This is a genomic window from Pseudomonas peli (assembly GCF_900099645.1).
Classification (GTDB): Bacteria; Pseudomonadota; Gammaproteobacteria; order Pseudomonadales; family Pseudomonadaceae; genus Aquipseudomonas; species Aquipseudomonas peli.
This window is the reverse complement of the sequence record NZ_FMTL01000001.1, coordinates 1,228,496-1,255,086: the sequence shown is the minus strand read 5'-3', so window position 1 is coordinate 1,255,086 and position 26,591 is coordinate 1,228,496. Positions and strand designations below refer to the sequence as shown.

Here is a 26,591-nt window from a genome sequence, read left to right as displayed (position 1 = left end):
TTGCGGGTACTGTTGATCAAGACCTCCTCGCTGGGCGATGTGGTGCACACCTTGCCGGCGCTCACCGATGCTGCGCGGGCGATTCCCGGCATCCAGTTCGACTGGGTGGTGGAAGAGGGGTTTGCCGAGATTCCCGCCTGGCACCCAGCCGTGGCACAGGTTATCCCGGTGGCGATTCGCCGCTGGCGCAAAAACCTCTGGCAGACCCTGAAAAATGGCGAGTGGAAGCGCTTTAAGCAGCGGCTTGGTGAAACCCAATACGACCTGGTGATTGATGCCCAAGGCCTGCTGAAAAGCGCCTGGCTGACCCGTTACGTCAAGGCGCCAGTCGCTGGTCTGGACCGCGATTCCGCGCGTGAGCCGCTGGCCAGTCGCTTCTATGACCGAGGCTATGCAGTATCGCGCGAGCAGCATGCTCTTGAGCGCACTCGTCAGCTATTCGCCCAGGCGTTGGGCTATGCGCTGCCAGCAGGCGTCGGCGACTACGGCCTGAACCGCGCTCAGCTGGCCGACTCCGTATCGCAGCCTTACTTGCTGTTTCTGCACGGCACCACCTGGCCAAGCAAGCACTGGCCGGAAGCCGATTGGCGTGCGCTGGCCGAGCAGATGAGCGCTCAGGGGTGGGCGGTGCGCCTGCCCTGGGGCAATGAAATCGAGAAGGCGCGTGCCGAACGGATCGCCGCCGGCATTGAAAACGCTGCAGTGTTGCCCAAATTAAATCTTGCAGGTGTGGCCAAGGTAATCGCCGGAGCCAGTGCTTGCGTGGCGGTGGATACCGGCCTCGGCCACCTGGCCGCTGCGTTGGATGTGCCGAGTATTTCCCTATACGGCCCGACCCTGCCGGGGCGCGTAGGTGCCTATGGGCGTGGTCAGGTGCACCTGTGCGCCACAGGGCCGAATGCTGGTTCGGGTGATCGACACAAAGCCTGTTTCGACGGTCTGGATGCCGAGCGTGTCGCCACACAATTGCAGGCCCTGTTGCTGGCCGAGGACGTTGTCTGATGCAGCTCGCGTTTATTCTCTACAAGTACTTCCCGTTCGGCGGCCTGCAGCGCGACTTTATGCGCATCGCCCTGGAGTGCCAGGCGCGTGGCCATGCCATTCGCGTCTACACACCGATCTGGGAAGGTGAAGTGCCGGCGGGCTTCGAGGTGGTGGTGGTGCCGGTCAAGGCGCTGTTCAACCACAAACGCAATGAGAAGCTCACCGCCTGGGTCGAGGCGGACCTGGCCAAGCGTCCGGTGGATCGGGTGATCGGCTTTAACAAGATGCCCGGCCTGGACGTCTACTACGCCGCCGATGGTTGCTATGAAGACAAGGCGCAGACTCTGCGCAACCCGCTTTACAAGCGCTGGGGGCGTTACAAGCACTTTGCCGATTACGAGCGTGCGGTATTCGCCCCCGAATCGAAGACCGAGATTCTGATGATCTCCGAAGTGCAGCAACCGCTGTTTATCAAGCATTACCACACCCCGCTGCAGCGCTTTCACCTGCTGCCGCCGGGCATCGCTGCAGACCGCCGCGCGCCGGCCAATGCCGCCGAAATTCGTGCCGAATTCCGCGCCGAGTTCAAACTGTCGGATAGCGACCTGCTGCTGGTGCAGATCGGCTCCGGCTTCAAGACCAAGGGGCTGGATCGCAGCCTCAAAGCCCTTGCCGCCTTGCCGCGCGAGCTGAAGCAACGCACCCGACTGATCGCCATCGGTCAGGACGATCCGCGCTCGTTCCAGCTGCAGGCCAAGGCGCTGGGTGTGTCCGATCAGGTGCAGATTCTCAAGGGGCGCAGCGATATTCCGCGTTTCCTGCTGGGTGCCGATCTGCTGATCCACCCGGCCTACAACGAGAACACCGGCACCGTGCTGCTGGAGGCGCTGGTCTCCGGCCTGCCAGTGCTGGTAACGGATGTCTGCGGCTATGCCCACTACATTGCCGAAGCGGATGCCGGGCGGGTGCTGGCCAGTCCGTTCGAGCAGGAACGCCTCAATCATCTGCTCGCCGATATGCTGGCCGATGATCAGCGTCGCGCGTTCTGGTCGCGCAATGGCTTGGCTTACGCCGATAGCGCCGATCTGTATTCCATGCCGCAGCATGCGGCCGACATCATTCTGGCGACACGTCCATGAAGCTGGTACTGGCTGAACCCTTTAAAAGCCTGTGGGCCGGGCGCGATGCGTTTGTCGCCGTCGAGGCTCTGCAGGGGCAGGTGTACCGTGAGTTGGAAGGCCGCCGCACGCTGCGCACCGAAGTCGACGGGCGCGGTTACTTCGTCAAAATCCACCGCGGCATCGGCTGGGGCGAGATCGTCAAGAACCTGCTCACCGCCAAGCTGCCGGTGCTTGGTGCGCGTCAGGAGTGGGACGCCATTCAGCGTCTGACCGAAGTCGGTGTGGCGACCATGACCGCCGTGGCCTACGGCGAACGCGGCAGCAACCCAGCGGCGCAGCATTCGTTTATCGTCACCGAAGAACTGGCGCCGACTACCGACCTCGAGCAACTCAGCTTGAACTGGGCGCAACAACCGCCCGAGCCACGCCTCAAGTGGGCGCTGATCAAGGACGTGGCGAGCATGGTCGGTAATATGCATCGCGCCGGTGTTAACCACCGCGACTGCTATATCTGTCACTTTCTGCTGCACACCGACAAGCCGGTAACCGCCGACGATTTCCGCCTGTCAGTAATCGACCTGCACCGCGCTCAGGTGCGCAATCAGCTGCCCTTGCGCTGGCGCAACAAAGACCTGGCTGCGCTGTATTTCTCCGTGCTGGATATCGGCCTGACCCGGCGTGACAAGCTGCGTTTTCTGCGTGGTTATTTTCAACAACCCTTGCGGCAAATCCTTCAGGAAGAAGGTCGTCTGCTCGCTTGGCTGGAATCCAAGGCGGCTAAATTGTACGGCCGCAAACAGCGTTATGGAGATCGACTGTAGATGTCGGAGAAGAAGGCGTTGATCGGCCCGGGAGTGAGGGTTGCACTGGTTCCATGTCCTGCGTTGGGCGATACCACGCTGTTCTTGCGCCTTGCCTGGCGTCTCCAGGCTGCGGGTGCGAAGGTCACCTTAGCTTCAGTATCGTTGTCATCAGTGAGCGAGTACCTGCCTGGGCTGGACATTCTAGGGGGCACGCCGGATGTGCCTGCACTGGCGGGTTGTAACGATTTTGTTATCTGTGCGATTGATTGGTACGTTGATGCTCCTCTCAGCAATGTGGCGTACCTCGCCGGTAAGAAGCTTCCCGTCAAGCTCAGGTCCGAGCCGCCGCCTGTATGGCTTGATGATTGCCGCATTGACGGGGCGCACAACGTGATTTGTCGCGACCCGAAAGCCGGCAAGACCATGGTGCAGTGGATCGATCTGTACGCCGAAGAGGTCTTGGGGCTTGATCTATCCACGCCTATAGCGGGGTTACAGGTTCCGCCCCGTGAAACCGGCGCGGAGGTGCGGCGTGTGGCCATTTTCCCGACCACGCCGCATGCCAGTAAGAATTTCTCAACGTCTGGGTTTCGCCGCCTTGCTCGCCATTTGGTTGCCAGGGGCTGGCAGGTCGAGTTCGTCGGTATTCCGGCTGAGCAGCAAGCCTTAAAGGCACAGTACCCAGGCCATCATGTGCATGCGTTCACTGATTTGAAAGGGCTTGTCGACTTCTTGCTGACATGCGCCATCGTCATTAGTAATGATTCGGGTGGCGGGCATCTTGGTTCACTGCTGGGGTTGCGGACATTCACCATTACGCGCCGGCGTACCGATTTCACTTGGCGGCCCGGCTTCAATGAACTCAATAGCGTGATCAATCCGGTTCTGAGCTTCAAATGGCTGGGCAAAACAGTCTGGCGCCCGTTCATTCCGTTGCGCCGCATCGTCAGTGCGCTGCCTGACTTAAACAGGACGCAGGCATGACAGCGTGGAAACATGACCTGCACGATCCGATTTTGCTCGGCGCTTTCGGAACCCTTGAGGCCGTATTTGCACTTGAAGGTGAGCGTTTGACCTCTGACCCCTTGTCTGAGGTCATTCGTGTGGAGTTTGGCGGGGTGCGTTATTACGTCAAACGCTACTGGGGCGCTGGCAAAGGCCTACGGCGTTACCTTGGTCGTCCTCGGGTTAAAGCGGAGTGGCAAAACCTCAAGTTGTTCGCCAAGTGGGGCATCCCCACTGCGCCGATTGTGGCCTATGGGCTTGAGCGCCAGATGGGGGCTTTTGTCCGCGGGGCGCTCATTACCCGCGAGCTTGAGGGCACGCTTGATTTGGCCGAAATTGCCAATCGGCAGGATGCGCGGTTGAGCGACCCCCGTTGGGTTATGCAGGTCAGTCAGCAGTTAGCCAAGGGCACCCGTGCGCTGCACGATCACCATTTCACCCACAATGACTTGAAGTGGCGCAACCTGCTGGTCAATGAGCGCGGTGAGCTGTTCTTCATTGATTGCCCGACTGGAACCTTTTGGTGGGGGCCTTTGCTGCGTTACCGCATCATCAAGGATCTGGCATGCCTGGATAAAGTCGCCCACAAGGTGCTTTCACGTTCCCAGCGGTTGCGTTTTTACCTTCAGTACCGTGGTCGTCAGCGCTTGAATGCTTCCGACAAGAAGCGCATTCGTCAGGTCGTTGCGTTTTTTGAGGGCCGGGAATGAGTGCTTTTATTGCCGCCCAGGACCGTGCCCTGCTGGAGCACCACGGTCTTGCCAGTTTTGAGGCGCTGTGGGCGCTAAAACTTGAAGCCGTTGATGAGCCCAATACGGAGCGTGGCGGCTGGAGCAGCGTCTACCGGCTCGAACTGGGCGATGCGGCGTTCTACCTTAAGCGCCAGAGCAATCACCTGACCCGAACCCTGCGTCATCCGTTTGGTGAGCCAACTTTTGCCCGCGAGTTCCGCAATATTCAGCGCTACACGACGCTGGGGATTCCCGCATTGCAGGCAGCATTTTTTGCCGAGCGTAAATTGCCTGGCGAGCAGCGCGCAGTGCTGCTGACCCGCGCGTTGGATGGTTGGCAGGATCTGGATACTTGGTTGCCCAGTTGGCCAGCGCTGGCAGAGGCCCGTCGTGTGGCCATTCTCAAGGCGTGTGGTGAACTGGCGCGGCGTCTGCACCAGGCTGGGCAGATGCATGGTTGTTTTTACCCCAAGCATATTTTCCTGCGCGAAACACCGGTTGGTTTCGACGCGCAGTTGATCGACCTGGAGAAAACCCGGCCGCTGTTGTTTGGCGAGCGCGATCGGATTAAAGACTTGGAGCCATTGCTGCGCCGAGCGAATGTCTGGGGGGCGGCGGATATTCAGATCCTGCTGGCGGCCTACCTTGGTCCTGATGCGGATCTCGAGCGCTGGAGCGCACGAGTCGGGGCGCGTCGGCGTAATAAGGAGTCACGCTGATGAGTCTGGCGAGTCTCGCGCAGGCCGGTCGTACGCCGGCCTTGCCACTAACTGTTGACGTGACGGGGGCGGGTGGCCTGACTGGTCTGAGTGTGCAGCGTTGGTTGCGTGTACTTCCAGGCCAACGCTATGTCGGCGTGGCCGAATGGTGCGGCCAGCCAGTGCTGGCCAAGCTGCTGGTGGGTAACAAGGCTGCGCGACATTTTCAGCGCGAGCGTGACGGTGCTCTTCTGCTCGCGGAGCAAGGGCTGAATACGCCGCAGCTGTTGGCGGATGGGCTGCGTGACGGTGAGGGCGGCTGGCTGCTGTTCGAGTATCTGCAAGGTGCCGAAAGCCTGTGGGAGGCTTGGCGCGCGGTGGAGCATCAGCCGCTGCTGAGTGCCGATCAGCAGTCGGTGCTGGCCGAGGCGTTGGTCAGTATCGCGCAAATGCACCTCAAGGGGGTGTGGCAGGCGGACCTGCATCTGGACAACCTGTTGCGGCATAACGGCCAGCTGTTTGTTATCGACGGCGGCGGTGTGCAGGTTGAAACGGCAGGTAAACCGCTGTCGCGCGCCAAGGTGCTAGAAAACCTTGGGGTGTTCTTCGCCCAGCTACCCGCCGAATTGACGCCGTTTATCGAAGAACTGCTGGTGCATTACCTGCTGGCTAACGGCGAACATGCCTTGCCGCTGGAAGCGTTGCTAAAAGAAGTGGAAAAAGTTCGCCAATGGCGTTTGCGCGATTATTTGAAGAAAATCGCCCGCGATTGCAGCCTGTTCGCCGCAAAAGTCGGTGCGTTCGGTCTTCAGGTGGTTCGCCGCGATAAGCAGGCTGAGCTGCAGCCGCTATTGAGTAATCTGGATCAGCTCACCGAGCAGGGCCATATCTACAAAACCGGTGGTGCGGCCACCGTGGCGCAAGTGCAACTGCAAGGTCGGCCGCTGGTGGTCAAGCGCTATAACGTGAAGAGCCTGGCGCATTGGCTCAAGCGCTTCTGGCGGCCCAGCCGCGCCTGGCACAGTTGGGTCGAAGGCAATCGCCTGCAGTTGCTGGGCATCGCCACACCACAGCCACTGGCCGTCTTAGAGCGGCGCTGGTGCTGGCTGCGCGGGCGTGCCTACCTGATTACCGAATACTGCGGCGGGCAGGATATAATCGCGCGTTTTCAGGCGTTCCACGACGGATCGCCCCCGGAAAGCGATCTGTTGGCGCTTGATCGACTGTTCGCCGCGCTGCTGCGCGAACGCATCAGCCACGGTGATTTCAAGGGGCACAACCTGTTCTGGGATGACCGACTGGCGTGTTGGTCGCTGATCGACCTCGACGCCATGCAACAGCATCGCAGCGCGCGCAGTTTCGCCAGGGCCTATGCCCGCGACCGCGCCCGTTTCTTGCGCAACTGGCCGGCGGATTCTCAGCTGTTCAAACTGCTCGACCAACGTTTACCGCTGACGCCCGTCGTCGGCTCAGCAGACTAAAAGAGGCACAACCAGTGGCATTGACGATTCTCGGCCTTTCCGGCGCCCTCAGCCATGATCCATCCGCCGCCCTGTATATCGACGGCAAGTTGATCGCGGCCGCCGAAGAAGAGCGCTTTGTGCGCGACAAGCACGCGAAGAACCGCATGCCCTACGAGTCGGCCAAGTTCTGCCTGGAGCAGGCGGGGATCAAACCGTCTGACGTTGATGTGGTGGCCATTCCGTTTGCCCCGATCAGCATCTTCGAGAAGGCCCGTTGGCAGTACGCCAAACGCTACTGGTACGCACCGGACCGCGCCCTCGACGCGATCCTGATGGGCAATCGTCGCTACAAGCGTTACCACAAGAAGATTCAGTGGTGCCTGGAGCAGCTCGGTTTCGACCTGAAGAAGATCAAGATCGAGCCAGTCGAGCACCACCTGGCCCACGCTGCCAGCGCCTACCACTGTTCGGGTTTCACCGAGAAGACCGCGATCCTCGGCATCGACGGCAAGGGCGAGTACGCCACCACCTTCTTCGGCTACGGCGAGAACGGCAAGATCCACAAGATCAAGGAGTTCTACGACCCGGATTCCCTCGGCGGCCTGTACGGCGCGATCACCGAATTCCTCGGTTTCGAGATGCTCGACGGCGAGTTCAAGGTCATGGGCATGGCGCCCTACGGTGACGCGGCCAAGTACGACTTCTCGCGCCTGGCCAAGTTCGAGAACGGCGAGCTGATTATCAACACCGACTACGCCAACGTCATCGGCTTCCGCCGCTACAAGGAAAACGGCAAGGGCTACTACTTCTCGCCCAAGCTGATCGAGTGGCTCGGCCCGAAACGCCAGGGTGACATCGCCGACGATCCGTACATCCATTACGCGGCCAGCATGCAGGCGCTGTTCGAGAAGCTGGCGCTGGAGATGATGGAGTACTACCTCGGCGACATCATCCGCGAGACCGGCAAGATCGCTTTCGCCGGCGGTTGCGCGCTGAACGTCAAGCTGAACCAGAAGATCATTGCCCGCGACGACGTCAAAGAGCTGTTCGTCCAGCCGGCGTCCGGTGATGCCGGTACTTCGGTCGGTGCGGCTGCCTACATTTCGCACCAGCGCGGCGTGCCGGTGGAGAAGATGGAGCACGTCTACCTCGGGCCGTCGTACTCCAACGAAGACGTGATCGCCGCGTGCGCCCGTCACCCCAGCAAGCCGGTGTTCAAGCGCATCGACAACATGCCGCAGCGCATCGCCAAGATAATGGTCGACGCGAATCCGGTGGCCTGGTTCCAGGGCCGCATGGAGTTCGGTCCGCGCGCTCTCGGAGGTCGTTCGATCATCGGCTGCCCAAGCGTGGCCGGTGTGGCGGATCGCATCAACGAGCAGATCAAGTTCCGCGAGCGCTGGAGGCCGTTCTGCCCGTCGATGCTCGACACCGTCGGCCCGCAGATGCTCAAGGTCGATCACCCGAGCCCGTTCATGACCTTCACCTTCGAAGTCAACGAAGAGTGGAAGACCCGTGTCGGCGAAGTGGTGCACGAAGACGGCACCTCGCGCGCCCAGGTGCTCAAGCGCGAATACAACCCGCGCTACTACGACATGATGCTGGAGCTGGAAAAACTCACCGGCAACGGCGTGTCGCTGAACACCTCGCTCAACCGCCGTGGCGAACCGATGATCTGCTCGCCGACCGATGCATTGAACATGTTCTACGGCTCGGATCTGCAGTACTTGATCATGGAAGACATCTTGGTGGTCAAGGACGGCAAGGATTGGTATGACAACGTCTGAGGCGACAGGGGGCGGGCAACGCTGGATACTGCAGTTCTGCCACGGTTATGACGGCCCCTTTCTCGATTGCGCGCGGCAGTACGCCGTGCTGTTTGCCGGTACTCCCTATAAGGTCTGTACAGTCTATCTGACCGGTGCTCCTAGCACAGAGGTCGAGGCCGGTTCCGCCTCTGACGAGGTGATCTTTCTCAATTATTCCAGTCGCCAGGTGCGCGGCCTGAAGCTCTCGGCCATTCGTGATCTCAAGCGGATCGCCGCCTCGCGTGACTTTGCCCTATGTATCGCGCACCGCTTCAAACCGATCTACGTTGCATTGCTCGGAAGCAACCTGCCTGTGATTGGCGTCCATCATGCCTTCGGTGATTACAAACGCCGTTCCCGCCAACTCTTTGCCAACTTCTTTCGCAAGCGTCTGGCGTTGCTTGGGGTTTCCAATGCTGTGCGCGACGATATGCGTGCCTGCCTGCCTGCATGGCCAGCCGAGCGTATCGAGGCGCTATACAACCGCATCGATGTCGAAGCTCTGCAGGCTGAACAGGTATCCCGCGAGGACGCCCGCGAGCATCTGGGCCTGCCACAAGATGCGTGGGTGGTCGGCAATGTCGGTCGCCTGCATCCGGACAAGGATCAAGCCACACTAATCCGAGGTTTTGCTCTGGCCCTGCCACATCTACCTGCCGGCAGCCTGCTGGCGATCATGGGCAGTGGACGGCTGGAAGCCGCATTGAAGGCTTTGTCCATTGAGTTGGGCGTTCGGGAACAGGTGCGTTTTCTCGGGCAGGTTGCCAATGGGCGTCGTTACTTTAAAGCCTTCGACGTTTTTGCTCTGACTTCCGACCATGAACCTTTCGGTATGGTGTTGTTGGAGGCTATGGCAGCAGGTGTGCCGGTGGTCGCCAGTGATTGCGGGGGAGCGCCCGAGGTGATTGGGGCTGCGGGGAGGGTCTTTCCCTTGCGGGATGCGCAAGCATTGGCTGCTGCACTTCAGCATGGGGTTGGGAGCGGTTTGGACGAGCGGGTGTGGGACTCATTGCGTTCCCGTTTTTCCGATGATGCCGCCAAACGACGTTTTACCGAGTTGCCATTGCTCGCATCATGTTTACGGGGTGGAAAATGAAGCTGTTTCAACGGCTCAAGGACTCCCAGTGTCGGCGCTGGCTGCGCCGACGCGCAATTAAGTTCTCTCCTTCCTTGCTGGATATTAAGAAGGGGGCAGAGCTGGTTCTGGAGGAGGGCGTTGTACTGCGCAATGTGCAGATGGGTTTCCGCAACCTGAAAATCGGAGCCATGACCTACATGCGTGGCGACGGCGAGCTATGGAATGTTAGTGAGATTGGTCGCTTCTGCTCTATCGGCAACGGTGCGGTGATTGGTCACGATCGTGCGGGGCATCCGCTGGATTGGGTTAGCACTCACCCCTTCTCGCATTCGGGTACGCACCTGAGTTATTCCTCCAGGTTCGAACCGGCAAAAATTGGTCATGACGTCTGGATTGGTCGTGACGCCATGATTCTGGAAGGTGTTGAGGTCGGTACGGGGGCCGTGATTGCTACACGCTCTGTCGTCACCAGGGATGTTCCGCCCTATGCAATCGTGGCGGGATCACCGGCGAAAATCATTCGTTATCGTCACTCTGAAGAAGTAATCCAGAGGCTATTGGATAGTCAGTGGTGGTGTTTGCCGATTGAGAAGTTGTTGGCACTCCCCATTGAGCAGCCAACATTGTTCCTTGAGCAGGTATCAGCTATCGAGCCAGAAGGAGGGGGGTATGCGTCTGTACGTCTGACTTCGTCCTGCTGGCAGGTTTCCGGCTCTATATCATGAGGGGCCGTACAGGCTCTTGTGGGTTGCGCGAATCTTTCAGGAGTGCCTATGCGTAGCGAGGGGAAAACCAAGGAGCTTTCGGCGCTGGATGTCGATGGTGTGTTATGTATCAGCGTTCGTGAGCGCGAAGATCGGCGCGCCTTGCTCGATAAGGAGTTTGCCGGCTCTGGGCTCCATGTCGAATATGTTTTGGTAACGCGAGACAACGAGAACCCGGAACGAGGTTGCTATAACTCGCATCTGCGTTGTGCCGAGCTGGCTTTGCAGAGGGGTTATCGGCGTGTGCTCATTCTTGAGGACGATGCCACCCTGGAGTTCTTCGCTCCTCGCATGGTTTCGCGTATTAACAGCTTTCTGAACAAGCGTAATCCCGATATTTTCTACCTTGGAGTCAACCTTGGACGGCTTTGGCTGACCTGGACGCCGGGCATCGCAAGGGTGCGGGCCCAGGGTGGGCATGCTTATATTCTTTCCACCGAGGCGTGCCGTAAGGTTATTGCGCTGGGCGACTATTCCGGACGAGGTATAGATAACTATTATTCCAAGATGTTCGCAGGCTTCTGTTGTTTCCCGATGATTGCTCAGCAGCAGCCGGAAGGTGCTTGCGCCAGTGACCTGCGTCAGTTTCGCGGCGGTGGTAAGGGGTGTGATGAGGCTTTCTGGGAGGCTAACTGGCGACGCCAGTATCAGGAAGCATTGCGCGGCTTGCTGAAGACCCTTTTGCGTAGAGGTTTTTAAGGCGTATGAAGGTTCTTTTTCTGGTTCAGGCAGAGCAACGAGCCATTTTGGATCGCTTCTACGACGGTATCGTCGAAGGCTGTGACAGTTGTGAAGTGCGCTGGTTGAGCAGCAAGGAGCAGGCGAATCTGCGGCGCTATTTCCGTGATCACGTTGATGTTACGCGTTATGAGCGGATTCTGTTCTTCCTGCGCTTCAAGAAAGAAATGCGTCAGTGGCGGTTCATTCGCAGCGTGCCTAATTTGGTCATTCTTGAGCATGATGCCTATCAGAATTACATTCCTTGCAAATACACCGGAGCGTTCAGTGCTCATTATCGGCGTATGCCTTGGGCGCGGATTATCAGTTCGGGGGCCGAGGTAGCTCGGCGGCTTTGCGATGAGGGCTTCGACGCCCACTTCGTGCCCAAGGGCTATGACCAAGTACTGCTACAGCATCAGGGGCGCGAGCGCGATATCGAGCTGGCCTTTGTCGGAAGCACCAAGAGCGTTGCCTATAGTGGGCGCAAGGCGCTACTGGATGAGTTGGGGCAAGTCGAAAACCTGTTGGTGACCAAAACCAACTCCGGTCAGGACTATTGCGACATGCTCAATCGCATTCGTTTCTTTGTCAGTGCGGATGTGGGCATGGGTGAGTACATGATCAAGAACTTCGAGGCGATGGCCTGTGGTTGTGTGCTGTTGGCATACGACCAGGGTGAGGTGGAGAACTGCAGCCTGGGTTTCAAGGATATGCACAACCTCGTTCTCTATCGTTCTGTTGCCGAATTGCGTGAGAAGCTTGCCCTATTGCGGGCTGATCAGCAGTTGGTTCAACGTATTGCCGATAATGGCCGCCATTTGGCCGAACAGGAGTTCAGCTTTCGTGCGGTTGGCCATAAAGTGGCGCAAGCGATGCGTGCACCATTGCGAGAGCCGCAGCAGGGCGCTAGCTGGCTGCGCTGGTTTGGCCTCGCGTGAGAACTCTTAGATTTTCCGAGGCTTAGTTGGATGGCAGGTGGAATGGATATTTTGAATGTTGTATGGAGCGGTGGCCCTGCATTCAGCTCCATTCATATGGTTCATCGCTCCATTCTAGGGTTCTCTGCTGCGGATTCCAGGATTGCAACCCTCGTGCTGGCAGAGGGGGATGCAGGGGTATTGGCTGAGGTGGGGGACGTTACCGCTCTTGGACTCGCCTCTCGACGTTTGAAAGGCAAGGGTCGTTATGCGTGTTGCCGCTATTTCGATCGCCGTGCTTTGGCCAAGCGCATTGAGCGGATGCAGCCTCGATTCTTGATTCTCGATGGTATGGGGGTCGCCGGTTATCTTCTGCCCTTTCTACATGGGTTGGCTGGAACGCAGGTCATCGTGGTTTTCCATGGCAGCAAGACCTTTAAACCGGCAGAAGCCGCCATGCTTCGCAACTATTCCAGCGAGCTATTAACCCTGGTCGCGGTATCGCAAACGCTGGCCAATGAGGTTCAGGGGCAGATTGGCCGTCACGTTCATAACGGGCGTTTGGCTCTGGACCCCGATGGCTTGCGCGGTTCATTGGAGAGTTGCGCAACTGCGCGGCGGGTTCTCGGGCTTCCCGAGCAGGTGGGGCGGGTCATTGGTGCTATTGGGCGTCTGGTGCCGGAAAAGGGCTTCGCCTTGTTGCTTGAGGCCGGTGCGCTCTGGTTACGGGAGCACCCAGACGATTGTCTGGTCATCGTTGGCGAAGGTGATGAGCATGCGCGGTTATTGGCGTTGGCGCGAGAGCTTGGTATTTCGGGGCAGGTGCACCTAGTCGGTCATCATCCGCAGGCTTCGCGTTTGCTTTTGGCATTCGATCTCGTGTGTCTGCCTTCTGAGCAGGAGGGGTTCGGCTTGGTGCTCTCCGAGGCGGTTATTGCCGGGGTTCCGGTGCTGGCCAGTGACCTGGCCGTTTTTCGGGAGCAGTTGCCGGGTGATGTGCCCCTGTTGCCGGTTGCCCAGCCTATGGTGTGGAGCAAGGCCATTGATAAGGCCTTGAGAGGGGATTTGAGTGCGCTGGCAGCGTCTCAGTACCAGCAGTTGTCTCCTGAGGTTTCCTGGGAGCGGTTTTCCCAGTTCTATCGTCATTTGCTTGCCGGGTGATCGTTCAAAACGGCTGTCGATAGCTCCATAAAAGGGAAGTCCCCAGCATTTTCTAGGGTTTTCAGCAGGCGTTCGAAATGCGCCAGGTTTCTCTTCCTTTTTGCCTTGGAAAGTGCGCGCCGCTGAATGCGTAGGTCGGCGATGTCAATAAGGCCCAGCGATCCTTTCGGGGTGAGGACGATATTTCCTAGGTGCAGCGAGCGGAAATAGACGCCCAGGCAGTGGAGTTTGCGGATAAAAGCCGCCAGTTCTGGAAGTAGGCTGCGCAGGCGTTCAGGCTCTGCCAGGTAGATGTCCTTGAGTGTTTCTCCAGGTAGCGGCTGATATAGCACGGCAGTCATGCCCGGCCTTTGCAGTTGAAAGCTGCTGAGGGGGGTTAATGTCGGGATGCCGAGCTTGTGCAGGCTTTTTGCATTGGCGAGAAAACGTACGGAATAAGGCTGTAGCAGCGCCGAGGATAAAAGACGTTTACGGCGGAAAAGCTTCAGGATGTTGCCATCTGCAAGACGGTAGACCTTGGGGCCGAAGCTATCACCCTCGAGGACTCTGGCATTATCGATTAGTTTGGCGAACTCTGCGTCAGTCAGTTTATTCAGCATAATTGGCGGCATCGGCCGAGATCGGCCTGTTCAGTTTTTTCAGTAAGTAGGTGTGCATGGAAAGATAATATTCTCCGGCAAGCCATTTGAGCATAGGGTTAGCCAGTGCCTTACGGATCTCGTGGATGCTCAGGGTTTGCCGGCTTTTTAGATTCTCCAGTGCTTTATCCCACCAGACGGCTGAGCACGCCTGGTCAAATTCATTTTCATACCGCTGGCAACCGTAAAGTAGTTCGCGGAAGAACTGACGATATGTGCTGGAAATGAGAGTGGTCGCCAGTTTTTGCAGGGCGCGACGAGGTTGTGGGGGGCGAGGCAGGCGGTCATTTATCAGTTGTACATCTGCCATGGCTTGTAGGCTTAATGGCGCATGATGATATTTCTGATACCAAGCGTTTATTTTGGCTCGGAATTGTGCTTTTCGACTCCAGTAATGATGGATGATATCGGTGCATTCGCAGAGCTTGAGGTGTTTATGAGCTGCAAGCGCCAAACATAACTCTTCTAAGGTATAGAGTTCGGGGGCAAGTGGGCGTAATTCGTCCATTAGTTGTATGGATCGATCCAGTAAGGCTTTGTCGGTATTACACAGGCCGATTACTCCGGAGTTCGTCTGGAGTAGTTCGGGGACGGCCAAGCCCAAGCTTTTAAGGCTGGTCAGCAAATCGTTGTTCAGGGACTTTGTTTGAGATAAGGGGGCGCCGATGGCATTGCATAATAGGCTGCCGGCTGTGACGCGTTGAAATAGATTTTCAGCCGAGCTGCGGAAGAATGTGTCGGTATCGATCAAGATGGCCTTGTCGTGCTCCTCCAGAATCTTTTGCAGCGCCACATGCTTGATGCGGAAATGGTAGTCATGCGGGCCGCTCCAGTCTGGATTGATTACATGTGTGGTTACCGGCAGTTTTGCATAGAGCGCCGGTGCGTCCGTGAAAACTTGGATGGCAAACATAGGCGTCTGGCCAGTTGGGACATGTGACAGGGCACTAACGATACTGAACACAGCTTCGCGCTGGTAGGTTTCTGCGCCGAAGGCCAAGTAGATTAGCTGAGGTATTAGGGGCATTGGGGAAAGCACTAGGTTCTGAGTGGTGTGTAGAATAGCGCGTCTTGAGTTGTCCTGTCTGGGGGCTTGGATAGGGGGCGGCTTTATGACACTGAGCGGGTTTGACGTTTTCAATCATAAGAAGGTGGCTGGTCTTGGCGCAGGGTAGTTTTCGTTCGGATATTAATGGCTTGCGAGCCTGGGCTGTAGTAGCGGTAGTGCTCTACCATTTCTCCGTGCCGGGTTTTCCAGGAGGGTTTTCCGGGGTTGATGTGTTTTTTGTCATCTCCGGTTTTCTGATGGCCGGAATCGTGGTTGGTGGCTTGCAAAAGCAGAATTTCTCGTTGGGCAACTTCTATCTAGCGCGAGCGCGACGAATAATTCCGGCCTTGCTGGTGTTGGTACTGGTGCTGCTGGCTGTTGGCTGGTTTTTGCTGATGCCCAGCGATTACAAGGTCCTTGGGCGCCACGCCCGTGAGAGCTTGTTGTTCACCTCTAACATGCAGTATTTGTCAGAAGCCGGATATTTTGATGTGGCTTCTCACGAAAAGTGGCTGTTGCACACCTGGTCGCTTTCGGTTGAATGGCAATTCTACTTGCTTTACCCCTTGGTATTGTTGGGGCTGAAGCGACTCTTCACTGGCCCGAAAGTCTTGCTCGGCATACACCTGTTGGCGTTGCTGTGCTCTTTTGTATCTTGTCTCTGGTTGACTTTTACTGAGCCTGACAAGGCCTTTTATCTGTTACCAGCACGCGCGTGGGAGCTTTTGCTGGGCGGTAGCTTGTTTTTATTGGGGCAGCACTGGCAGTTACCTATACGTCATGCGCGTTGGGTTGAGGGCTTGGGATTCGCTCTTATTATCCTGAGCATCACTCTGGTGGATGCTTCGCAGCCCTGGCCTGGTGTATTGGCCCTAGTACCGGTTTTGGGGGCAGCGGCGATTTTACTTGCGCAGCGTGAGTCTTTCTGGACTGGCTCGGCTGTGGCTCAATGGCTAGGTACTCGCTCCTATTCTATTTATCTCTGGCACTGGCCCCTGGCTGTCGGGTTGGTCTACTTCAGCCATCAGAGTGTCTGGTACTGGGTTGTGCTTGGTCTGCTGGGGTCGTTGCTATTGGGGCATATTTCTTATGTTCTGGTTGAGGTGCCGACACGTCGCTGGCTGGCTAAACGCAGTTCATGGCGCAGCTTTTTCTGGCTGCTGTTCGTTGTGGTGATTGTTCTGGCTATTGCGATGTCAGTGCGGCGTAGCGGCTTTCCTGAACGTCTTCCAGAGGATGTTGCGCGCGTGGAGTTCGAGCGAGATAACAAAAATCCGCGTCAAAGCGAATGCCTCAAGATGGATGCTCAATGCATATTCGGTGGTGATTCCGTGCGAGTTTGGGTCGTAGGTGACAGCCATGCTGATGCCATCGTCACTGCCGTTGCGGCGGCTTTACCAAATGCCAAGGAAGGGGTGTATTTCCGTGGAGACAGCGGCTGTTTATTTATTCAAGGGGCTAGTTGGGCCAAGGGTAATAACGACGGTTGTCAGAAGCTGGTGCGTGATGTGTCAGATGAACTGGCTGTGCGCTACCCGGGCGTACCGTTGATTATCATTAATCGAACCAGTGCCTATGTTTTCAGTGAGGAAAACCTTGACCTGAGCGACCCATCTCCCACCCCCATTGTGTATTTCTCCGAGCAGCGTGCAGGTAATGACCCGAAGTTTCAGGCAGAGTTTCGCCAGCATTACTTGGATACCCTTTGCAAGGTGGCAGAATCTCGCCCTGTTTATGTGTTGAGGCCTGTACCAGAGATGCCTGTTCACGTTCCGATGATTATTGGGCGTGCAATGTTGCGTGGCTCACCTGTCGAGGTGTCGATTAGCCGCGAGCAATATGAGAAACGTCATGCTTTTGTTAGGGCATTACAGGATGAGGCAGCTAAGCAATGTGGCATTCACTTGCTCGACCCTGTGCCATATTTCTGTGATGACAGTGCGTGCCAAAGTACCCGGGGCGGAGCGCCGCTTTATGTGGATGACGATCATCTGAGTGAGTTCGGTAACCGTTTACTTGTACCCTTGTTCTCGCAGATTTTTTCTATGGATAAGCCTTCCGAGGATCAATCAATTGGGGAATAGGCGTATTCAGAACCGTAATGGTTCAGGGCGTTTTCTTGTTCGTGCTTGAACCGGCTCGATGTGATTTTTGAGTTTTTGAGGTGGACGTGAAGCGTATTGATTTTGCATTGAACATGTTAGTACTTGGGTTTTTCTGGTTTCTTGTGGGTATTGCTTGGGCACCTAGTAATAAGTTTTATCAGCAAGGGCTGGTTTTGCTGCTTTGGTTGCCGGTATTTGTGTGCATGTTTGTTTTACGCGTTCAGTTGCTGAAGGCTTGGTTGCAGCAGCGCGTGCTCTCTCTCTTAATTGGGGCTTTCCTGATATGGGCTTGCTTAAGTGTGTTCTGGAGCCTGTCTGAGGATATTGGTCGTGAATTGAAGCGAGTATTCTATGTAGGACTTTTCTTGTGCGCTATGACCTTGCTGGGGCTGAACAGGCAGCAGGCTATATGGAAGTCACTTGGTTTTTCTTTCGTTCTACTTGTTTTGGCTTTTCCTGTGAGTTTCTATCTCTATTACATTGTAGGTATGCACGCATTTACCGAGCGTTTATGGGGAATAGGACAAATTGGACATCCTATATTGGGGGGGTATGTGATAGCTCTGGCGGTCGTGTGGGGAAGTCGCTTTTATCCAAAAAAATGGTGGGCACGCCTGCTCTGGGCTTTGTTGATGGTAATGGGGGTTTCGTTCGTTGCAATGGGGCAGAGTCGAGGCGCATTACTGGCTTTGGTAGTGGGCCTTTGCGCGATGTCGTTGCTGAGTGTCGAGCGCCGTTATGCCTTGCTGATCTGTGCTCTGGCGTTAGGTGGTGTGAGTATGGGATTTATCTTTTTCGAGCCTATTCTGATGGCGCGCGGGACATCTTATCGCCTGGACATTTTTCTGGAGAGCCTAGATATGATCGTGAAAAACCCAGTGTTAGGAGTGGGGGTCGGCTCGGATTATCGAGTCGTGCCGTATAACTTTTCGGCAGGCTTCGATCATGCCCACAATAGTTTCACTCACACGGGTATTGAGCTGGGCGGAGTGGGCTTTTTGCTCTGGGTGGGGGTCTGGCTTCTTGCGTTTTTTTCTGCATGGTCCAAGCGACGAACCAGAGAGGGGCAGTTGGCGCTTGGCACGTTACTGGTTGCCGTGGTCGCTTTGCAGTTCGATACAGGCAGTCAGTGGGAAACGCCCAGGGCTGAGTGGTTTGTGGTGTGGCTGCCGATTGGTTTGGTGATGGCGTTGAATGCACGACGTGAAAAAGATAGCCCTGCTGCGATGTCACCTACTGTTGCGAGTTGTCTATGAACGAAGCTCGATATGATTCCGGGTCAGAAGCATCCAGCCTTGGCATTTACTTTCGGTTGCTGCGCTATGTCATCCCCTATTGGGGGCTTTTTTCCATCAGTATTTTGGGTTTCCTGATCTTCGCCTCCACCCAGCCGATGCTCGGTTACATACTTAAGTACTTCGTTGATGGTCTGAGTAATCCCGAGGCGAGTTTGTTTGCGGGGATGCCGTGGCTGCTGGAGCATGCCCCCTGGTTGGCCCACTTAAAACTTTTGCAGACGGTGCCGTTACTGATTGTGGTGATTGCACTGTGGCAGGGTGTAGGTTCCTTTCTTGGCAACTATTTCTTGGCCAAGGTGTCGCTGGGATTGGTTCAGGATCTGCGTAACGCCCTGTTTTGCAATCTGCTGACCTTGCCCAACCGTTATTTTGACAACAATAACTCCGGCCATCTGATTTCGCGTATTACCTACAACGTAACTATGGTGACTGGCGCGGCCACCGATGCGATCAAGGTAGTTGTGCGTGAAGGCATGACAGTGGTGTTCCTGTTTGCGACCCTGCTGTGGATGAACTGGCAGTTGACCCTGGTGATGTTGGCAATTCTGCCGATCATTGGGCTGATGGTAGTCAGCACCAGCAAGAAGTTTCGCAAGCAGAGCAAGAAGATCCAGGTGTCTATGGGGGATGTCACCCATGTGGCCTCGGAAACCATACAGGGCTATCGTGTGGTGCGTAGCTTCGGCGGCGAGGATTACGAGCGTCAGCGCTTTGCCGAGGCTAGTGAGGAAAACAAGATCAAGCAGTTGAAGATGGTCAAGACCAATGCGGTCTATACCCCTTCGCTGCAGCTGGTGATTTACAGCGCCATGGCGGTGCTGATGTTCCTGGTGTTGTTGTTGCGCGGCGATGCCAGCGCGGGCGATCTGATCGCCTATATCACTCTGGCCGGGCTGCTGCCCAAGCCTATTCGCCAGCTTTCGGAAGTCAGCTCGACCATCCAGAAGGGTGTGGCCGGTGCCGAGAGTATCTTCGAGCAACTCGATGAGACCCCCGAGACAGATGGTGGAACCCAGGAACGCGAGTGCATCAGTGGTCGTCTCGAGGTGCGTGACCTGAGTTTCAGTTACCTCGGTTCGGAAAAACCGGTACTGAGCAATATCACCTTTGCCGTCGAGCCTGGCCAGATGGTGGCGCTGGTAGGGCGTTCAGGCAGTGGAAAGTCAACGTTGGCCAACCTTATTCCGCGCTTCTACCACCATGAGCAGGGGCAGATCCTGCTTGATGGAGTAGATGTCGAGGACTACAGGCTGCTCAACCTACGCCGGCACATTGCTTTAGTGACCCAGCATGTCACCCTGTTTAACGACAGTGTGGCCAACAACATCGCCTATGGTGATCTGGCTGGAGCTCCGCTGGAGGCGGTACGCAAGGCTGCCGAAGCCGCTTATGCTGCCGAGTTTATTGAGAAGCTGCCGCAAGGTTATGACACCCTTGTTGGTGAGAACGGCGTGCTGCTTTCAGGTGGCCAGCGTCAGCGCTTGGCGATCGCTCGCGCACTGCTGAAGAATGCACCGATACTGATTCTTGACGAGGCCACGTCTGCGCTGGATACCGAGTCTGAGCGACATATCCAGGGTGCTCTAGATGAGGTTATGAAGGGGCGTACTACTCTGGTCATTGCACACCGTCTAAGCACCATCGAGAAGGCTGATCTGATCCTCGTGATGGATCAGGGGCATATTGTCGAGCGTGGTACGCACAGCGAGTTGCTGGCGTTGAATGGCTACTATGCGCGGTTGCATGCTCGGGACTTTGTTGAGGCTGATGATGTCAGCGTGGGGCCGAACACCTGATGCTCAACCATCTGCGTGTCTGGCGTGAACGAGGCTGGGCGTCGATTGATGCGGCTGCTTATGCCGAAGCCTGGAAGCATTTCGGTGGCAGTGTTGCCACTCATCCGCAGGTGCTGGAGCGGTTATCTGACCTGGCGGGGATTGCTGTGCGCTACCTGGGCTGGTTTTCGGGCGGGGAGTTGCAGGCGGCGATTCCGACTTGGGGGCGGCATCTGGCGCTGTCCAAGGATGTGCTCAAACAGCAGGGTAAACGCGGCCTGTTCGACCTGGGTAATGCGGAGTTAATTCTTCCGGCAGCGCCGTCAGCCAAGGTCTCGCTGCGTCATCGCGGTCGCTATATCTCAATGCTGAATGCCGGTGCGATCAGCACGCTGCGTGAGCAGCCCGAGGGCCTGGCCTTGGCCCGTGAACCTGAGGAATACAGCAAGAAGTTTCGCTACAACCAGCGTCGCGAGCAGCGTTTGCTGGAAGAGGCGGGCGGAGTGATTCGGCCGATGCTGGAGCTTTCCGCTGCCGAGCAGGCGCTGATTTATGCCGATCTGTTTCAACGACGCTGGGGCTTTGAGGCCACCGGAAAGGCGCATCTGACGGAGGTGTTCAGCCTGATGCGCGACTTTATGACCGGCTCGCTGATTTATCTGAACGACAAGCCGGTGGCGATTCAAGTGCTGTATCGCGTCGAGGCGCCGAAGTGGGTCAGTCTGGAATACATCAACGGTGGGGTTGATCCGCAAAACCGCGAATTCAGCCCTGGCAGCGTGCTGAGTTTTATCAATACGCAGACTGCCTGGAGCGAGGCGCGCGCGCTGGGTAAGCCCCTGCGTTATTCCTTTGGCCGGGCTGATCGCGAATACAAAGATCGCTGGTGTAACCGCGTTGCGGTTTATCAGGTGTAATCATGTCTGCCCGTAAACAGATCCTGCTCAAGCGCCATCGCCGACAAAAGCGTATCGCGTTGCTGTTGGCCCTTGTTGTGTTGGCCCTGATCGGTATTCTGGCAGCTTGGTGGTGGGTGCCAATTCTTATGTTGGTGGGCTGGGTAGCGCATGAGGCCTGGTTTGCCGACCACCTGTTCTATTCGCCCTGCGATGATTACAGCTATGCCTTTTCCGAGTCGACCCGCGCCATAAAAGGTCGCATTGATGCCGGCTACGTGAGGCTGGAAGGCGAACTGGAGGCGGCGGATACCCTGATTCTGCAAGTGCACATAAACGCCAGCTGGCTGGGCCGTTGGCTCGATCCTTATGTGCTGATTGGCAATGATCGTCAGGATTTTGAGCGTGGCGTGAACGGGCGGCGTTATCTGAATCTGTCCGGGCAGGGCGAATTATTGGCGCAAGGCAAGCTGTCTCTGCGTGGCCGTTTTTGTCGCCTGGATCCGCTTGTCACACTCCATGTACAGCGCAACCCGGACTATGCCGAGCAGCGTTTGATGATTATCGCGCCGCACGCCGACGATGCCGAACTGGCCGCGTTTGGCCTGTACAGCCTGGCGCGTGAGGTCAGCATCCTGACCCTGACTCAGGGCGAAATTGAGGCCGAGGCTTACCAGTCCCTGGGGTTGGATAAAGCGACTGCCGCTCAGCTCAAGGGTCGCTTGCGTGCCTGGGACAGCCTGGCGGTACCGCTGTGGGGCGGTGTGCCGCAAAGCCAGTGCCTGCAGCTTGGCTACTACTGCCTGCAGTTGCCGGCGATGCAGGTGCAGCCTGAGCAAGTATTTGGTTCGCGTGAGTCCGGTGAAGCGGATATTCGTAGCGTGCGGGGAAACAATGCCCTGCCGTTGCCCGGTGATGCCGATGGTGTGCCCAGCTGGCGCAATCTGCTGGCGGACTTGGTGGCGGCGCTTGAGCACTACCAGCCCGAGGTCGTCGTCACGCCGCACCCGCAGCTGGACCCGCACAGCGACCACGTCGCCAGTACTCAGGCGCTGCTAGAGGCGATTGAGCTGAGCAGTTGGAAGCCGAAAACCCTGCTGCTGTACGCCAATCACCTGCACGACAACGACCGTTGGCCCATGGGGCCGGCCGGGTTTGGTATCGCCTTGCCGCCGGCTATCGAGGTATTGCCGGCCGATGGCCTGTGGAGTCCGTACCTGGATGCCGCGCAGCAGCGGGATAAAGCCATGGCGCTGGCCATGCAGCACGATTTACAAGGCCCGTTGCCGTTTAAGCGGCGCATCCGCCGCTGGATTCAGCGTGCGCTGGTAGGGCGGCGTTGGCCTGCCACCGGTGAAGACGAATTCTTCCGCAAGGCGGTGCGCCGCCATGAACTGTTCTGGGTGCGTACGCTCGGCGGCTAGCCAGCGTAGTGGCCTACCAATGTTATGATCCGCGGCAATCTGTTCTGCCGTTTCTGGAGTGTTTATGAAAGTGTCCATGCCGCGTTTCGACCAGGCTGCCGTTCTAGTGGTGGGCGATGTCATGCTCGATCGTTATTGGCATGGCGGCACTTCGCGGATATCGCCGGAAGCGCCGGTGCCCGTGGTTAAGGTCGAGCAGATTGAAGACCGACCGGGCGGCGCGGCCAACGTCGCGCTGAACATTGCCGCCCTCGGTGCACCGGCTACCTTGCTTGGCGTGACCGGTGAGGATGAAGCTGCTGCAAGTCTGCGCAACAGCCTGCAGGCAGTTGGCGTAAAGACCTTCTTTCAGGCGATCAAAGACCAGCCGACCATCGTCAAACTACGCGTGATGAGCCGTCATCAGCAGTTGCTGCGCATGGATTTCGAAGAACCGTTCCGTACCGATAGCGCTGCTTTGGTTGCGAGCGTCGAAGCGCAACTGGACGGCATCAAAGTGATGATTCTTTCTGATTACGGTAAAGGCGCACTGCAGAACCACCAGGCACTGGTCCAGTTGGCACGCAGCAAGGGCATTACCGTGCTGGCCGATCCCAAGGGCAAGGATTTCTCCATCTACCGCGGTGCGAGCCTGATTACACCGAACCTGCACGAGTTTGAAACCATCGTTGGCCATTGCCGTGATGAGGCCGAACTGGTGGCCAAGGGCGCCTCCCTGATGGCGGAACTGGAGCTGGGCGCGCTGTTGGTGACTCGTGGCGAACACGGCATGACCTTGCTACGCCCGGAGCATCCGGCACTGCATCTGCCGGCGCGTGCCCGTGAAGTGTTCGATGTGACCGGTGCCGGCGATACGGTGATTTCCACCCTGGCCGCCAGCCTGGCTGCGGGCGAGGAGCTGCCTTGTGCGGTGGCGCTGGCCAACCTGGCTGCCGGTATCGTGGTTGGCAAGCTTGGTACCGCCGCGATCAGCGCTCCAGAACTGCGCCGCGCGATCCAGCGTGATGCCGGCTCCGAGCGCGGTGTGCTGAGCCTCGATCAACTGTTGTTGGCCATCGAAGACGCCCGCGCCCATGGCGAGAAGATTGTCTTTACCAATGGCTGCTTCGACATCCTGCATGCCGGGCATGTCACCTACCTGGAGCAGGCGCGTGCTCAGGGGGATCGGCTGGTGTTGGCGGTGAATGACGATGCATCGGTCAGTCGCCTGAAAGGCCCGGGCCGGCCGATCAACGCAGTGGATCGCCGCATGGCCGTGCTGGCGGGGCTGGGCGCGGTGGATTGGGTGGTGAGCTTCAGCGAAGACACCCCTGAAAACCTGCTGCGGGCGGTCAAGCCGGATGTACTGGTCAAGGGTGGCGATTACGGCATCGAGGGCGTGGTGGGCGGCGATATCGTCCGCGCCTATGGTGGCGAAGTTCGCGTGCTGGGGCTGGTGGAAAACAGCTCGACCACCGCCATCGTCGAGAAGATCCGCAGCAAGTAACCCTCACACTGACTGGCTGCTTTGCCAGCCATTCGCGTCGGCGCGGTCATAGGCGCTTGTCCTGACCGCGCGCATGATCCTTGGCATCCCCCGTATGGAGTGAGATGCCATGAGTTCCGACCTACAGGGCCGTGCCCTGGCAGTGTTGAATCGAGTCGCCCAGGCTGACTGGCCGGACCGCTTGAAACTGCGCAAACCCTTCGAAAAACTGATCTACACGGGCAGCCGTGCGAGCTTTCGCGCGGCGGCGCAGCGTGCGGGCAAAACTGCCAAATTGCCGCGTCCGGCTGACCCGGATGCGCTGTTCGATCTATCCCTCTCCGATGAGCAGCAGATGCTGGTGGAGATGCTCGAGGCTTTCGCCAGTGAAGTACTGCGCCCGCTCGCCCACGATGCCGATGAACAGGCTGCGCTGCCGGCCGCGTTGCTCAATCAGGCGCACGAGCTGGGGCTGACGCACTACGCGGTGAGTGAGGCGCAGGGCGGTATGGCCGGTGAGCGCACCACATTGAGCAATGCATTGATTGCCGAGGCCCTGGGCAAGGGCGATTTGTCCCTGGCCGCTGCTTTGTTGGTGCCCTTGTCGGCGGCCAACTGCATTCGCCGTTGGGGCAATGCCGGGCAGCAGGCCCGCTGGCTGCCAGCCTTTGTCGGCGAGGCGCCCGCGCCAGTAATGGCTATTGCAGTAAATGAACCGACGCCGCTGTTTGATCCGCATAAGCTGGCGACCCGTGCGCGTAAACGCGGCAAACACTATGTACTCAGCGGTGAGAAGAGCCTGGTGCTGCGCGGGCTGGACGCCAGCCAGCTGATTGTCGCTGCGCAAGCGGCGGACGGCCCTGCGCTGTTTATCGTCGAAGCCGGTGCCAAAGGTCTGCAGCGCAGCCCGCAACCGGCCATGGGGCTGAAAGCCGGTAGCACGGCGCGCGTGCAGCTCAATGGGGTCAAGGTGCCGGTTGAGGCGCGTCTCGCCGCCGAGCAGTTTAACTACCAGAGTTTTCTCGATTATGCCGGGCTGGCGTGGTGCGCATTGGCCGTGGGCACGGCGCAGGCGGCGCTGGATTATGTGGTGCCGTATTGCAACGAGCGTGTGGCCTTCGGTGAGCCGATCAGCCATCGCCAGGGCGTGGCCTTTATGGTCGCAGACATGGCCGTGGAGCTTGATGCCATGCGCCTGATGGTCTGGCGCGCGTGCTCGCGCGCCGAGCAGGGCTTGTCGTTCCAACGCGAAGCCTACCTGGCGCGTCTGCTGTGCAGCGAAAAGGCCATGAAGATTGGCACCGACGCCGTGCAGCTGCTCGGCGGCCATGGCTTTACCAAAGAACATCCAGCCGAGCGCTGGTATCGCGATCTGCGTGCGCTGGCGATTATGGCCGGCGGTCTCCAGCTTTAAGGGCGCCTCAACATGAATCTGGAAATCCCCAAGAAATTCCGTGGCCTGGTTAATCAGGCCCATCAGGTGGCGGAAAATTATTTTCGCCCTATTTCACGCAAATACGACAAGGCCGAGCATGCCTATCCCAAGGAGCTGGACCTGCTCGCGGCGCTGCTCGATGGCATGAACGCCGGCTCGCCGGACGCCATCGGTGCCACCTCGGCGAGCAAGCGCGGCGCGGCCCGCGAACAACAGGAAGGCATCAAGAATGGCGGTAATCTCTCGGCCCTGCTCGGGGTGATGGAGCTGTGTTGGGGCGATGTCGGCCTGCTCTTGGCCATGCCGCGTCAGGGCTTGGGCAACGCGGCGATTGCCGCGGTGGCCAATGATGAGCAGTTGGCGCGTTTCGGCGGCATTTGGGCGGCCATGGCGATTACCGAGCCAGGCTGCGGCTCGGACTCGGCGGCGATCCGCACCACGGCGGTGAAGGATGGTGATCACTACGTGCTTAACGGCGAGAAGATCTACGTCACCTCTGGCGAGCGTGCCGATGCCGTGGTGGTATGGGCCACCCTGGACAAGAGTCTCGGCCGTGCAGCGATCAAGTCTTTTGTGGTGGAGCACGGTACACCAGGGATGACCGTCACCCGGCTGGAAAAGAAGCTCGGCATCAAGGCCTCGGACACTGCCGCGATCAGCTTCAGCGATTGCCGCGTGCCAGCCGCCAACCTGCTCGGCAACCCGGAAGTCGAGGTGCAGAAGGGCTTTGCCGGGGTGATGGAGACCTTCGACAACACTCGCCCGCTGGTCGCCGGGATGGCGGTCGGTGTGGCCAAGGCCTCGCTGGACCGCACTCGTGAACTGCTGAAAAAAGTCTGCAAGCTGGATTACCGCACGCCGCTGCTCAGCGTCAGCCATGCCGAGGCGACGCTCTATCGTCTGGAGGCTGAATGGGAAGCCGCACGCCTGCTGACCCTGAAAGCCGCCTGGATGGCCGACAATAAACTGCCCAACTCCAAGGAGGCCTCCATCGCCAAAGCCAAGGCCGGGCGCGTGGCCAACGAGGTGACGTTGAAATGCGTCGAACTGGCCGGCGCGTTGGGTTACGGCGAAGATGAGCTGCTGGAGAAGTGGGCGCGCGACTCGAAGATTCTCGACATCTTTGAAGGCACTCAGCAGATCCAACTGCTGATCGTCGCCAGGCGCTTGCTGGGCAAGAGCTCCAGCGAATTGAAGTAGTTGTTCACACGTGCTGGGTGAATCCAGCCTACTTGCCTTAAATCCCTTTTTTGC

General features: G+C 57.9%; 23 protein-coding genes. 21 read left to right on the top strand and 2 right to left on the bottom strand.

Going from position 1 to position 26,591, the window contains the following annotated elements; genetic code table 11:
- The 13 genes from waaC to BLO50_RS06015 are packed head-to-tail and all read left to right on the top strand — an operon-like array spanning window position 1 to window position 13,253.
- Window positions 1–1,002, top strand: coding sequence for a lipopolysaccharide heptosyltransferase I (waaC, locus tag BLO50_RS06075; RefSeq protein ID WP_090249828.1), 1,002 nt, complete (start codon window positions 1–3; stop codon window positions 1,000–1,002).
- Window positions 1,002–2,123 (top strand): glycosyltransferase family 4 protein, encoded by a 1,122-nt coding sequence (locus BLO50_RS06070; protein ID WP_090249826.1) that lies wholly within the window; start codon window positions 1,002–1,004, stop codon window positions 2,121–2,123. Before waaC ends, BLO50_RS06070 begins: the two co-directional genes overlap by 1 nt.
- On the top strand, window positions 2,120–2,926 hold the full coding sequence (rfaP, locus tag BLO50_RS06065) for a lipopolysaccharide core heptose(I) kinase RfaP (protein ID WP_090249823.1): 807 nt from the start codon (window positions 2,120–2,122) through the stop codon (window positions 2,924–2,926). Before BLO50_RS06070 ends, rfaP begins: the two co-directional genes overlap by 4 nt.
- A complete protein-coding gene (locus tag BLO50_RS06060; RefSeq protein ID WP_090249822.1) occupies window positions 2,927–3,892 on the top strand; it encodes a glycosyltransferase family 9 protein in 966 nt (321 codons plus the stop codon).
- Window positions 3,889–4,623 carry a lipopolysaccharide kinase InaA family protein gene (locus BLO50_RS06055; protein ID WP_090249818.1) on the top strand — a complete coding sequence of 245 codons (735 nt, stop codon included), beginning with the start codon at window positions 3,889–3,891 and terminating at the stop codon, window positions 4,621–4,623. Before BLO50_RS06060 ends, BLO50_RS06055 begins: the two co-directional genes overlap by 4 nt.
- Window positions 4,620–5,363, top strand: a complete 744-nt coding sequence (locus tag BLO50_RS06050; protein ID WP_090249815.1) for a lipopolysaccharide kinase InaA family protein — start codon at window positions 4,620–4,622, stop codon at window positions 5,361–5,363. Before BLO50_RS06055 ends, BLO50_RS06050 begins: the two co-directional genes overlap by 4 nt.
- Entirely contained in the window at window positions 5,363–6,823 is a 1,461-nt protein-coding gene (locus BLO50_RS06045; RefSeq protein ID WP_090249813.1) for a lipopolysaccharide kinase InaA family protein, read from the top strand. Before BLO50_RS06050 ends, BLO50_RS06045 begins: the two co-directional genes overlap by 1 nt.
- A 14-nt stretch (window positions 6,824–6,837) precedes the next feature.
- The gene (locus BLO50_RS06040) at window positions 6,838–8,592 is read left to right on the top strand and encodes a carbamoyltransferase family protein (protein ID WP_090249810.1); all 1,755 of its coding nucleotides are present in this window, start codon (window positions 6,838–6,840) and stop codon (window positions 8,590–8,592) included.
- Window positions 8,579–9,709, top strand: coding sequence for a glycosyltransferase (locus tag BLO50_RS06035; protein ID WP_090249807.1), 1,131 nt, complete (start codon window positions 8,579–8,581; stop codon window positions 9,707–9,709). Before BLO50_RS06040 ends, BLO50_RS06035 begins: the two co-directional genes overlap by 14 nt.
- A complete protein-coding gene (locus tag BLO50_RS06030; RefSeq protein WP_167354435.1) occupies window positions 9,706–10,416 on the top strand; it encodes a CatB-related O-acetyltransferase in 711 nt (236 codons plus the stop codon). Before BLO50_RS06035 ends, BLO50_RS06030 begins: the two co-directional genes overlap by 4 nt.
- Before the next feature lie 48 nt (window positions 10,417–10,464).
- A complete protein-coding gene (locus BLO50_RS06025; RefSeq protein ID WP_090249801.1) occupies window positions 10,465–11,154 on the top strand; it encodes a glycosyltransferase family 25 protein in 690 nt (229 codons plus the stop codon).
- A gap of 5 nt (window positions 11,155–11,159) precedes the next feature.
- On the top strand, window positions 11,160–12,113 hold the full coding sequence (locus BLO50_RS06020; protein ID WP_090249799.1) for a glycosyltransferase family protein: 954 nt from the start codon (window positions 11,160–11,162) through the stop codon (window positions 12,111–12,113).
- 42 nt (window positions 12,114–12,155) lie between these two features.
- Window positions 12,156–13,253: a glycosyltransferase gene (locus BLO50_RS06015; RefSeq protein WP_167354434.1), complete on the top strand. Its 1,098-nt coding sequence runs from the start codon at window positions 12,156–12,158 to the stop codon at window positions 13,251–13,253.
- Here BLO50_RS06015 and BLO50_RS06010 read toward each other — a convergent pair.
- Both BLO50_RS06010 and BLO50_RS06005 read right to left on the bottom strand, forming a co-directional pair.
- Window positions 13,235–13,852, bottom strand: a complete 618-nt coding sequence (locus tag BLO50_RS06010) for a lipopolysaccharide kinase InaA family protein (protein WP_090251296.1) — start codon at window positions 13,850–13,852, stop codon at window positions 13,235–13,237. The genes BLO50_RS06015 and BLO50_RS06010 overlap by 19 nt on opposite strands.
- On the bottom strand, window positions 13,842–14,918 hold the full coding sequence (locus tag BLO50_RS06005; protein WP_090249794.1) for a hypothetical protein: 1,077 nt from the start codon (window positions 14,916–14,918) through the stop codon (window positions 13,842–13,844). The genes BLO50_RS06010 and BLO50_RS06005 overlap by 11 nt, the downstream gene beginning before the upstream one ends.
- A gap of 134 nt (window positions 14,919–15,052) precedes the next feature.
- Between BLO50_RS06005 and BLO50_RS06000 the strand changes: the two genes are divergently transcribed.
- The 8 genes from BLO50_RS06000 to BLO50_RS05965 all read left to right on the top strand — a co-directional run bounded on the left by BLO50_RS06000 (window position 15,053) and on the right by BLO50_RS05965 (window position 26,537).
- Complete coding sequence (locus tag BLO50_RS06000; RefSeq protein WP_244152841.1) at window positions 15,053–17,023, top strand: acyltransferase family protein; 1,971 nt, start codon at window positions 15,053–15,055, stop codon at window positions 17,021–17,023.
- Window positions 17,024–17,109: 86 nt separating this feature from the next.
- Window positions 17,110–18,300 (top strand): O-antigen ligase family protein, encoded by a 1,191-nt coding sequence (locus tag BLO50_RS05995; RefSeq protein WP_143003804.1) that lies wholly within the window; start codon window positions 17,110–17,112, stop codon window positions 18,298–18,300.
- Entirely contained in the window at window positions 18,297–20,138 is a 1,842-nt protein-coding gene (gene msbA, locus BLO50_RS05990) for a lipid A export permease/ATP-binding protein MsbA (RefSeq protein WP_090249789.1), read from the top strand. Before BLO50_RS05995 ends, msbA begins: the two co-directional genes overlap by 4 nt.
- Window positions 20,138–21,034, top strand: coding sequence for a GNAT family N-acetyltransferase (locus BLO50_RS05985; protein WP_090249786.1), 897 nt, complete (start codon window positions 20,138–20,140; stop codon window positions 21,032–21,034). The genes msbA and BLO50_RS05985 overlap by 1 nt, the downstream gene beginning before the upstream one ends.
- Window positions 21,035–21,036: 2 nt before the next feature.
- Window positions 21,037–22,437 (top strand): PIG-L deacetylase family protein, encoded by a 1,401-nt coding sequence (locus tag BLO50_RS05980; RefSeq protein ID WP_090249784.1) that lies wholly within the window; start codon window positions 21,037–21,039, stop codon window positions 22,435–22,437.
- A 64-nt stretch (window positions 22,438–22,501) separates the two neighbouring features.
- Entirely contained in the window at window positions 22,502–23,923 is a 1,422-nt protein-coding gene (gene hldE / locus BLO50_RS05975) for a bifunctional D-glycero-beta-D-manno-heptose-7-phosphate kinase/D-glycero-beta-D-manno-heptose 1-phosphate adenylyltransferase HldE (protein WP_090249781.1), read from the top strand.
- Window positions 23,924–24,032: 109 nt separating this feature from the next.
- Window positions 24,033–25,316 carry an acyl-CoA dehydrogenase family protein gene (locus BLO50_RS05970; RefSeq protein WP_090249778.1) on the top strand — a complete coding sequence of 428 codons (1,284 nt, stop codon included), beginning with the start codon at window positions 24,033–24,035 and terminating at the stop codon, window positions 25,314–25,316.
- A gap of 12 nt (window positions 25,317–25,328) precedes the next feature.
- On the top strand, window positions 25,329–26,537 hold the full coding sequence (locus BLO50_RS05965) for an acyl-CoA dehydrogenase family protein (RefSeq protein ID WP_090249775.1): 1,209 nt from the start codon (window positions 25,329–25,331) through the stop codon (window positions 26,535–26,537).
- Window positions 26,538–26,591 lie beyond the last annotated feature (54 nt).

Coding starts and splice junctions, on each gene's coding strand:
- BLO50_RS05980 (WP_090249784.1), top strand. CDS start 21,037: ATGTCTGCCCGTAAACAGATCCTGCTCAAGCGCCATCGCCGACAAAAG.
- BLO50_RS06070 (WP_090249826.1), top strand. CDS start 1,002: ATGCAGCTCGCGTTTATTCTCTACAAGTACTTCCCGTTCGGCGGCCTG.
- BLO50_RS06045 (WP_090249813.1), top strand. CDS start 5,363: ATGAGTCTGGCGAGTCTCGCGCAGGCCGGTCGTACGCCGGCCTTGCCA.
- BLO50_RS06055 (WP_090249818.1), top strand. CDS start 3,889: ATGACAGCGTGGAAACATGACCTGCACGATCCGATTTTGCTCGGCGCT.
- BLO50_RS06030 (WP_167354435.1), top strand. CDS start 9,706: ATGAAGCTGTTTCAACGGCTCAAGGACTCCCAGTGTCGGCGCTGGCTG.
- hldE (WP_090249781.1), top strand. CDS start 22,502: ATGAAAGTGTCCATGCCGCGTTTCGACCAGGCTGCCGTTCTAGTGGTG.
- BLO50_RS06060 (WP_090249822.1), top strand. CDS start 2,927: ATGTCGGAGAAGAAGGCGTTGATCGGCCCGGGAGTGAGGGTTGCACTG.
- BLO50_RS06015 (WP_167354434.1), top strand. CDS start 12,156: ATGGATATTTTGAATGTTGTATGGAGCGGTGGCCCTGCATTCAGCTCC.
- BLO50_RS06020 (WP_090249799.1), top strand. CDS start 11,160: ATGAAGGTTCTTTTTCTGGTTCAGGCAGAGCAACGAGCCATTTTGGAT.
- BLO50_RS05985 (WP_090249786.1), top strand. CDS start 20,138: ATGCTCAACCATCTGCGTGTCTGGCGTGAACGAGGCTGGGCGTCGATT.
- BLO50_RS06005 (WP_090249794.1), bottom strand. CDS start 14,918: ATGCCCCTAATACCTCAGCTAATCTACTTGGCCTTCGGCGCAGAAACC.
- BLO50_RS06025 (WP_090249801.1), top strand. CDS start 10,465: ATGCGTAGCGAGGGGAAAACCAAGGAGCTTTCGGCGCTGGATGTCGAT.
- BLO50_RS06035 (WP_090249807.1), top strand. CDS start 8,579: ATGACAACGTCTGAGGCGACAGGGGGCGGGCAACGCTGGATACTGCAG.
- rfaP (WP_090249823.1), top strand. CDS start 2,120: ATGAAGCTGGTACTGGCTGAACCCTTTAAAAGCCTGTGGGCCGGGCGC.
- msbA (WP_090249789.1), top strand. CDS start 18,297: ATGAACGAAGCTCGATATGATTCCGGGTCAGAAGCATCCAGCCTTGGC.
- BLO50_RS05970 (WP_090249778.1), top strand. CDS start 24,033: ATGAGTTCCGACCTACAGGGCCGTGCCCTGGCAGTGTTGAATCGAGTC.
- BLO50_RS06010 (WP_090251296.1), bottom strand. CDS start 13,852: ATGCTGAATAAACTGACTGACGCAGAGTTCGCCAAACTAATCGATAAT.
- BLO50_RS05965 (WP_090249775.1), top strand. CDS start 25,329: ATGAATCTGGAAATCCCCAAGAAATTCCGTGGCCTGGTTAATCAGGCC.
- BLO50_RS06050 (WP_090249815.1), top strand. CDS start 4,620: ATGAGTGCTTTTATTGCCGCCCAGGACCGTGCCCTGCTGGAGCACCAC.